The organism is Kineococcus terrestris, assembly GCF_041020755.1.
Taxonomy (GTDB): Bacteria; Actinomycetota; Actinomycetes; order Actinomycetales; family Kineococcaceae; genus Kineococcus; species Kineococcus terrestris.
Genome location: NZ_JBEUEI010000015.1, coordinates 103,279 through 109,574 on the forward strand (window position 1 = coordinate 103,279; position 6,296 = coordinate 109,574).

The 6,296-nt window shown below is 75.6% G+C and carries 5 protein-coding genes; 2 read left to right on the forward strand and 3 right to left on the reverse strand.

The features are described 5' to 3' along the window. Window positions 1-18 precede the first annotated feature (18 nt). Window positions 19-1,404 (forward strand): aminotransferase-like domain-containing protein, encoded by a 1,386-nt coding sequence (locus AB8M62_RS11230; RefSeq protein ID WP_369069611.1) that lies wholly within the window; start codon window positions 19-21, stop codon window positions 1,402-1,404. After that, window positions 1,401-2,354, forward strand: coding sequence for a D-alanine--D-alanine ligase family protein (locus AB8M62_RS11235; protein ID WP_369069612.1), 954 nt, complete (start codon window positions 1,401-1,403; stop codon window positions 2,352-2,354). The genes AB8M62_RS11230 and AB8M62_RS11235 overlap by 4 nt, the downstream gene beginning before the upstream one ends. A gap of 216 nt (window positions 2,355-2,570) precedes the next feature. Here AB8M62_RS11235 and AB8M62_RS11240 read toward each other — a convergent pair whose 3' ends face one another. From AB8M62_RS11240 to rsmG, 3 genes are all read right to left on the reverse strand, one after another. Then, window positions 2,571-3,842, reverse strand: a complete 1,272-nt coding sequence (locus tag AB8M62_RS11240; RefSeq protein ID WP_369069613.1) for a ParB/RepB/Spo0J family partition protein — start codon at window positions 3,840-3,842, stop codon at window positions 2,571-2,573. After that, window positions 3,839-4,777 carry a ParA family protein gene (locus tag AB8M62_RS11245; RefSeq protein ID WP_373694914.1) on the reverse strand — a complete coding sequence of 313 codons (939 nt, stop codon included), beginning with the start codon at window positions 4,775-4,777 and terminating at the stop codon, window positions 3,839-3,841. The genes AB8M62_RS11240 and AB8M62_RS11245 overlap by 4 nt, the downstream gene beginning before the upstream one ends. Before the next feature lie 677 nt (window positions 4,778-5,454). Next, the gene (gene rsmG, locus AB8M62_RS11250; protein WP_369069615.1) at window positions 5,455-6,117 is read right to left on the reverse strand and encodes a 16S rRNA (guanine(527)-N(7))-methyltransferase RsmG; all 663 of its coding nucleotides are present in this window, start codon (window positions 6,115-6,117) and stop codon (window positions 5,455-5,457) included. Window positions 6,118-6,296: the final 179 nt, after the last annotated feature.

Consider the following 6,296-nt stretch of genomic DNA (forward strand, 5'->3'; position numbering starts at 1 on the left):
CGACCCGAGGAGACCACCGTGAGCCAGCACCCGTCGTCCACCCGTCCCGGCGGCGCGCCACCCGCGTCCGCCGCGGCCGCGGGGACGACGGCCGCCGCCGCCCGCGGCAACCGCCTCGACCCCTGGCTCGACGGCTACGCGCGCCGCGCCTCGTCCATGCGCGCCTCGGAGATCCGCGCCCTGTTCTCCGTGGCCAACCGCCCCGAGGTCGTCTCCCTCGCCGGCGGCATGCCGTACCTGCCGGCGCTGCCGCTGGAGGAGATCGCCGCGATCGCCCAGCGCCTCGTCGCCGAGCGCGGCGCGGTGAGCCTGCAGTACGGCTCCGGGCAGGGCGAGGAGGTGCTGCGCGAGCAGGTCGTGGAGGTCGTGCGCGAGCAGGGCATCGACGCCCACCCCGACGACGTCGTCGTCACCACCGGCTCGCAGGCCGCCCTCGACCTCGTCGCCCGCGTGTTCCTCGACCCCGGCGACGTCGTCGTGGCCGAGGCGCCCAGCTACGTCGGCGCCCTCGGCGTCTTCCGCGCCTACGAGGCCGAGGTCGTGCACGTGCCCCTCGACGACGACGGGCTGCAGCCGCAGGCGCTGGAGGAGGCCCTCGTCCAGCTCACCGCCGCCGGGCGCCGCGTCAAGCTGCTGTACACGGTGCCCAACCACCACAACCCCGCCGGGGTGACGCTGTCCGCGGCGCGCCGCCCGCAGGTGCTGGAGGTGTGCCGCCGCCACGGCGTCCTCGTCCTGGAGGACGACCCGTACGCGCTGCTCGGCTTCGACGGCGACCCGCTGCCCGCCCTGCGGTCGGTGGACGCCACGGGCGTGGTCCACCTCGGCTCGTTCTCCAAGACCTTCGCGCCCGGCTTCCGCGTCGGGTGGGCCATCGCCCCGCCCGCGGTGCGCGAGAAGCTGACGCTCGCCTCGGAATCCTCCGTCCTGTGCCCGACGACGTTCGGGCAGTTCGCCATCGCCGAGTACCTGCGCACCTACGACTGGCGCGGGCAGGTGAAGGTCTTCCGCGAGCTGTACCGCGACCGGCGCGACGCGATGCTCGACGCGCTGGCCACCCACCTGCCGGAGCGGGAGACGGGCGTGCGCTGGACCCGCCCGCGGGGCGGCTTCTACGTGTGGGTGACGCTGCCCGAGGGCGTCGACGCCGGCGCGCTCCTGCCGCGGGCCGTGTCCGGGCGGGTGGCGTTCGTGCCCGGCACCGCCTTCTACGCCGACGGCTCCGGCAGCCGCTCGCTGCGGCTGTCGTACTGCTTCCCCACCCCCGAGCGCATCCGCGAGGGCGTGCGGCGCTTCGCCGCCGTCGTCCACGACGAGCTGGACGTCCTGCGGACCTTCGGGGCGGTGGCCCACGGCGGTCACACCGGCCGCGGTGTCGACGCGCCCGGCCCGGAGCTGGTGTGAGCGCCGCCGGACCGCGCGTGGCCGTCCTCGCCGGGGGCCTGTCGCACGAGCGCGACGTGTCCGTGCGCTCGGGCCGCCGCGTCGCCGAGGCGCTGCGCGCCGGCGGGTGCGAGGTGAGCGTCCTGGACGCCGACGCCGGGCTGCTGGCGCGGCTGCGCGACGAGGCCCCCGACGTCGTCTGGCCCGCCCTGCACGGAGCCGTCGGCGAGGACGGGGCCCTGCGCGACGTCCTGGGCCTGCTCGGCCTGCCCTACGTCGGGTCCGGGCCCGCCGCGGCCCGCCTCGCCTGGGACAAGCCCCTCGCCGCGGCCGCCGTCGCCGCGGCGGGCCTCGCCGCCCCCGAGTCGGTGGTGCTGGAGCAGAGCACCTTCCGCGACCTGGGCGCGCAGCCCGTCCTGGCCGCCGTCGACGCCTGGACCGGGGGGCGCACGGCCGTCGTCAAGCCCGCCCACGGCGGGTCCGCCCTCGGTGTCACGGTCGTCGACGACGCCGCCCAGCTCGCGCGCGCCGTCGTGGAGGCCTTCGCCTACGACGGCACGGTCGTCGTCCAGCGGTACGTCGCCGGGACCGAGGTCGCCGTCTCCGTCGTCGACACCGGCTCGGGCCCGGAGGCCCTGCCGGCGGTGGAGGTCGTCCCCGACGGCGGCCGCTACGACTACGCCGCCCGTTACACCGCGGGCCCGGCGGAGTTCTTCGCCCCCGCCCGGCTCCACGACGCGGTCGCGGCCGCCGTGGCGGAGGCCGCCCGGTCGGCGCACACCGTCCTGGGCTTGCGGCACCTGTCCCGCGTCGACCTCGTCGTCGACGCCGAAGGGGTGCCGTGGTTCCTGGAGGCCAACGTGGCCCCCGGGACCACGGAGACGTCCCTGCTGCCGCAGGCCGTCGAGGCCGCCGGCCGGTCCGTGGCCGAGGTGTACCGCGCTCTCGTGGACGCGGCCCTGCACGGCTGAGGACTCGTGGAGGACTGACGCTCCGCACCCGCGGCGGAAGTCACCCCAGCGGGCGCACCCGCTAGCCGGCCGTCCACCGCGCGGGCGCAGTCGTGGACGCGGGGAGCCGTCGTCCGGAGCACGCCCCCGTCCACCGGCGCCCGAGGGCGCGCGACGTCGGGGGCAGGGCGGAGAGACGGCTCCCCGCGTCCACGGCGGAGCCCGCCCCGGAACGCGCTAGCTGACCGGCGCCTCGGGCTTCGCGTCCAGGAGGGCGAGGATGCGGTCCAGGTCCTCCAGGCCGGCGAAGTCGACCGTCAGGCGCCCGCGGGTGCGGCCCATGGTGATGCGCACGCGGGTGTCGAGGCGGTCGGCCAGGCCGGAGGCGCGCTGCTCCAGCTCGGGCTGCTGGCGGGCCGGGTTGCGTCGGCGCGGGGTGTCGTCGGCCTCGCCGAGGGCGATAATCTCCTCGACGGCCCGCACGGACAGGCCCTCGGCGACGATGCGCTGCGCGAGCCGCTCCATGGCGCCGCCGTCCTCCAGGGACAGCAGGGCCCGGGCGTGCCCGGCGCTGAGCACGCCGGCGGCCACGCGCCGCTGCACGAGGGGCGGCAGCTTCATCAGGCGCAGCGTGTTGCTGATCTGCGGGCGCGAGCGGCCGATGCGGCCGGCCAGCTCCTCGTGCGTGCAGCCGAAGTCCTCCAGCAGCTGCTGGTAGGCGGCTGCCTCCTCCAGCGGGTTCAGCTGGCTGCGGTGCAGGTTCTCCAGCAGGGCGTCGCGCAGCAGGTCGTCGTCGGCGGTCTCCCGCACGATCGCCGGGACGGCGCCCAGCCCGGCCTCCGTGGCGGCGCGCCAGCGGCGCTCACCCATGATGAGCTCGTAGTCGTCCCCGGCCCGCCGCACGACGACGGGCTGCAGGACGCCGATCTCCCGGACGGAGTGGACCAGCTCGGCCAGCTCGTCCTCGTCGAACACCGTGCGCGGCTGACGCGGGTTCGGGGAGATGCGCTCGACGGGGATCTCGGCGAACGTCACGCCCGGGACGGGCAGCAGGTCGTCAGGCGCGGGCGCCTCGCCCGTGGACCGCTCGTCCACGGCGACGGGCTCGTCCCGGTCGACCTCGACCGCGGGGGCCGGCTCCTCGGCCGCCGTACCCGCCTCCTCGGCGGTGACGGTCTCGGCGGACGTGTCGACCGGCTCCTCCACCGTCTCCGGGTCCGCGGTGCGGACCAGGGCCAGGTCGCCGAGACGCGTCTCGACAGCGGCCTCGGTGGTGCTGTCGTCCTGCTCCGGGGCGTCGGCGAGCGCGTCGGCCTCCTGCACCGCGACGGCGCTGGGCTCGTCACGGCGCTGGTCGAAGAACAGGTCCACCGGCCGCGCTGACGGGCGCATGACGGGCGGGACCGACGCCCGGCCGTCCGCTCCGGTCCGCGACGGCCCCTGACCGGCCGCTCCCCCCGGGATGAGGGCTCCCAGCCCTCGGCCGAGACCCCGCCGCTTGTCGCTCACGCTCCACCTTCCTTCGACGCGAGACCGCGTCGTCGTGCCGTCCCGTCCGTCCACCGCGACCAGGGGTCCTCCCCCGTCGGCGCCGCACCGGTGGCAGCATCTCGCGCCGCCGACGATGTTTCACGTGGATCCACAGGCGTGTCCGCCGGTTCGGGCGCTGCACCGCGCTGGGCGATCTCCCGCGCGGCCTGCAGGTAGGCGAGCGCACCGGAGGACAGCGGGTCGTACGCCATGACGGTCTGCCCATGGCTCGGCGCTTCGGAGATGCGCACCGACCGCGGCACGAGCGTCCGCAGCACCTGCTCGCCGAAGTGCGTCCGCACCTCGTCCACGACCTGCGCGGCGAGGCGGGTGCGGCCGTCGTACATGGTCAGCAGGATGGTCGTGACCTCGAGGTCGGGGTTGAGGTGCTCCTGGATGAGTTCGATGTTCGCCAGGAGCTGCGAGAGACCCTCCAGCGCGTAGTACTCGCACTGGATGGGGATGAGCACCTCGGGAGCTGCGACGAAGGCGTTGATGGTGAGCAGCCCCAGGCTGGGCGGGCAGTCGATCAGGACGTAGTCGAACCGCCCCTCACCGGAGCGCTCGACGGCCGTCAGGTACTTCTTCACCGCCCGCAGCAGCCGGGACTCGCGGGCGACCATCGAGACCAGCTCGATCTCCGCACCCGCGAGGTCCACCGTGGCGGGAGCGCACCACAGGTCCGGCGCTTCCGCGCAGCGCTGGACGACCTCGGCGAGGGGCCGACCCTCGACGAGGACCTCGTACACCCCGGGGACCTCGGCGTGGTGCTCGACGCCGAGCGCCGTCGAGGCGTTGCCCTGCGGGTCCAGGTCGAGGACCAGGACCTTGAGGCCACCGGCTGACAGCGCAGCCGCGATGTTGACGGCCGTCGTCGTCTTGCCGACGCCACCCTTCTGGTTGGCGATCGTCATGACACGGGTAGTGGCGGGCTTGGGCAGCGGCGCCGAGACGGGTCGGGCAGCTGGAGGAGGCGGCGTGACCGGCTCCTCCTCGACCTCGTCGGTGTCCGTTCCACGTGGAACGTCGTTGAGGGGCGGGCTCGCAGGAGCGGGAGCAGCAGTGACGGTGTTGACGACATCTGTTCCACGTGGAACGTCGACTGTCGGGGCGGCTGACTCGCTCTTCTCCGATGGGCGGACGAGGGGGACAGCGTCCACCGCTCTCACCACTCGCTCGTCCGCCGCAGCGGCCTCAGACCCCGTTCCACGTGAAACGTCGGCGTACGCAGCGCTCTCGTCCACGGCGGTTGGCTGTGTGTCCTGTGATGTCCCTCCGGCTACGTCTACGGCGGCGTCTGTTCCACGTGGAACGGTTGCTTCCTGGAGGAGCGACACCGACTGACCCGCAGGTCGAGTGGTCGACGCGGCCGCAGGGCCGGTCGCTGCGGGCTCGACGGCCGGCGACGGCTCCGCGGCCGCCTGCTCCTCCGCCGCCGACTCCGTCTCGTCCGGGGCGCTGTGTCGCGCCCCGATCCACCCGAGCGGCGTGCTCTCGTGCGCGGCGCGGGGTGAGGTCGCGAACCAGCCCAGCTCAGTCACCGTGTCCCTCTCGTCCTGCGCCGGAGCGGCGCGGTGTGCAGGTGCGTGTGTCAGGAACGTCGCGCGCCCCGGCGCGCGGTCTGCCGGCGGCGCGGCGCGGCGGGTCCGGCGGCGGACGGCGTCCGCAGCGGCCCCGTCCCGCGCGGGACGCGGACGACCGTGGTGCCCGTGCCGTCGTCCGGTCCGACGTGCTCGATCGTCGGCTCCTCCGCGATACCCAGGGACCGCAGCGTCTCCGCGGCGGCGGCGACCTCGTCCGCGGCCGTGCGGCCCTTGATGGCCAGCAGGTGACCGCCGGTCGCGCACAGCGGCAGGGTCCACCCGTAGAGGGTGGCCAGGGGAGCGACGGCGCGGGCGGTCACGACGGTGCCGGTGAACTCACCGCGCACGTCCTCCGCGCGCCCGCGCGCGACGGCGACGCGGTCGCGCAGGTCGAGCTCCTCCACGACCTCGCGGAGGAAGGTGAAGCGGCGCTCCAGCGGCTCGACGAGCCGCACGGTGAGGTCGGGCCGGGCCAGCGCCAGCGGGATGCCCGGCAGCCCGGCGCCGGAGCCGACGTCCACGACGGTCGCCCCGTCGGGGACAAGCTCACCGAGGTAGGCGCAGTTCAGGAGGTGGCGCTCCCACAGGCGGGGAACCTCGCGCGGTCCGATGAGACCGCGCTCGACGCCGGCGGTGGCCAGGTGCCGCACGTAGGAGGTGGCGCGATCCACCTCGCTCCCGAAGAGGTCGGCTGCCGCTGCGGGTGCCGCACCGGGGTCCGTCGCGGGGCCGTCAACGACAGAGGGCGGGGGGGGGGGGGGGGGGGGTCGCCCCCCCCCCCGGGGGGCCGCCCTCAAACCCCCCCCCCACACCCGGGGCGCCGCGGGCCCCCCCCCCCCCCCCCCCGCGC

Excerpts from the sequence above, each read along its gene's own strand:
- AB8M62_RS11245 (WP_373694914.1), bottom strand. The coding sequence starts at position 4,777 with ATGACGATCGCCAACCAGAAGGGTGGCGTCGGCAAGACGACGACGGCC.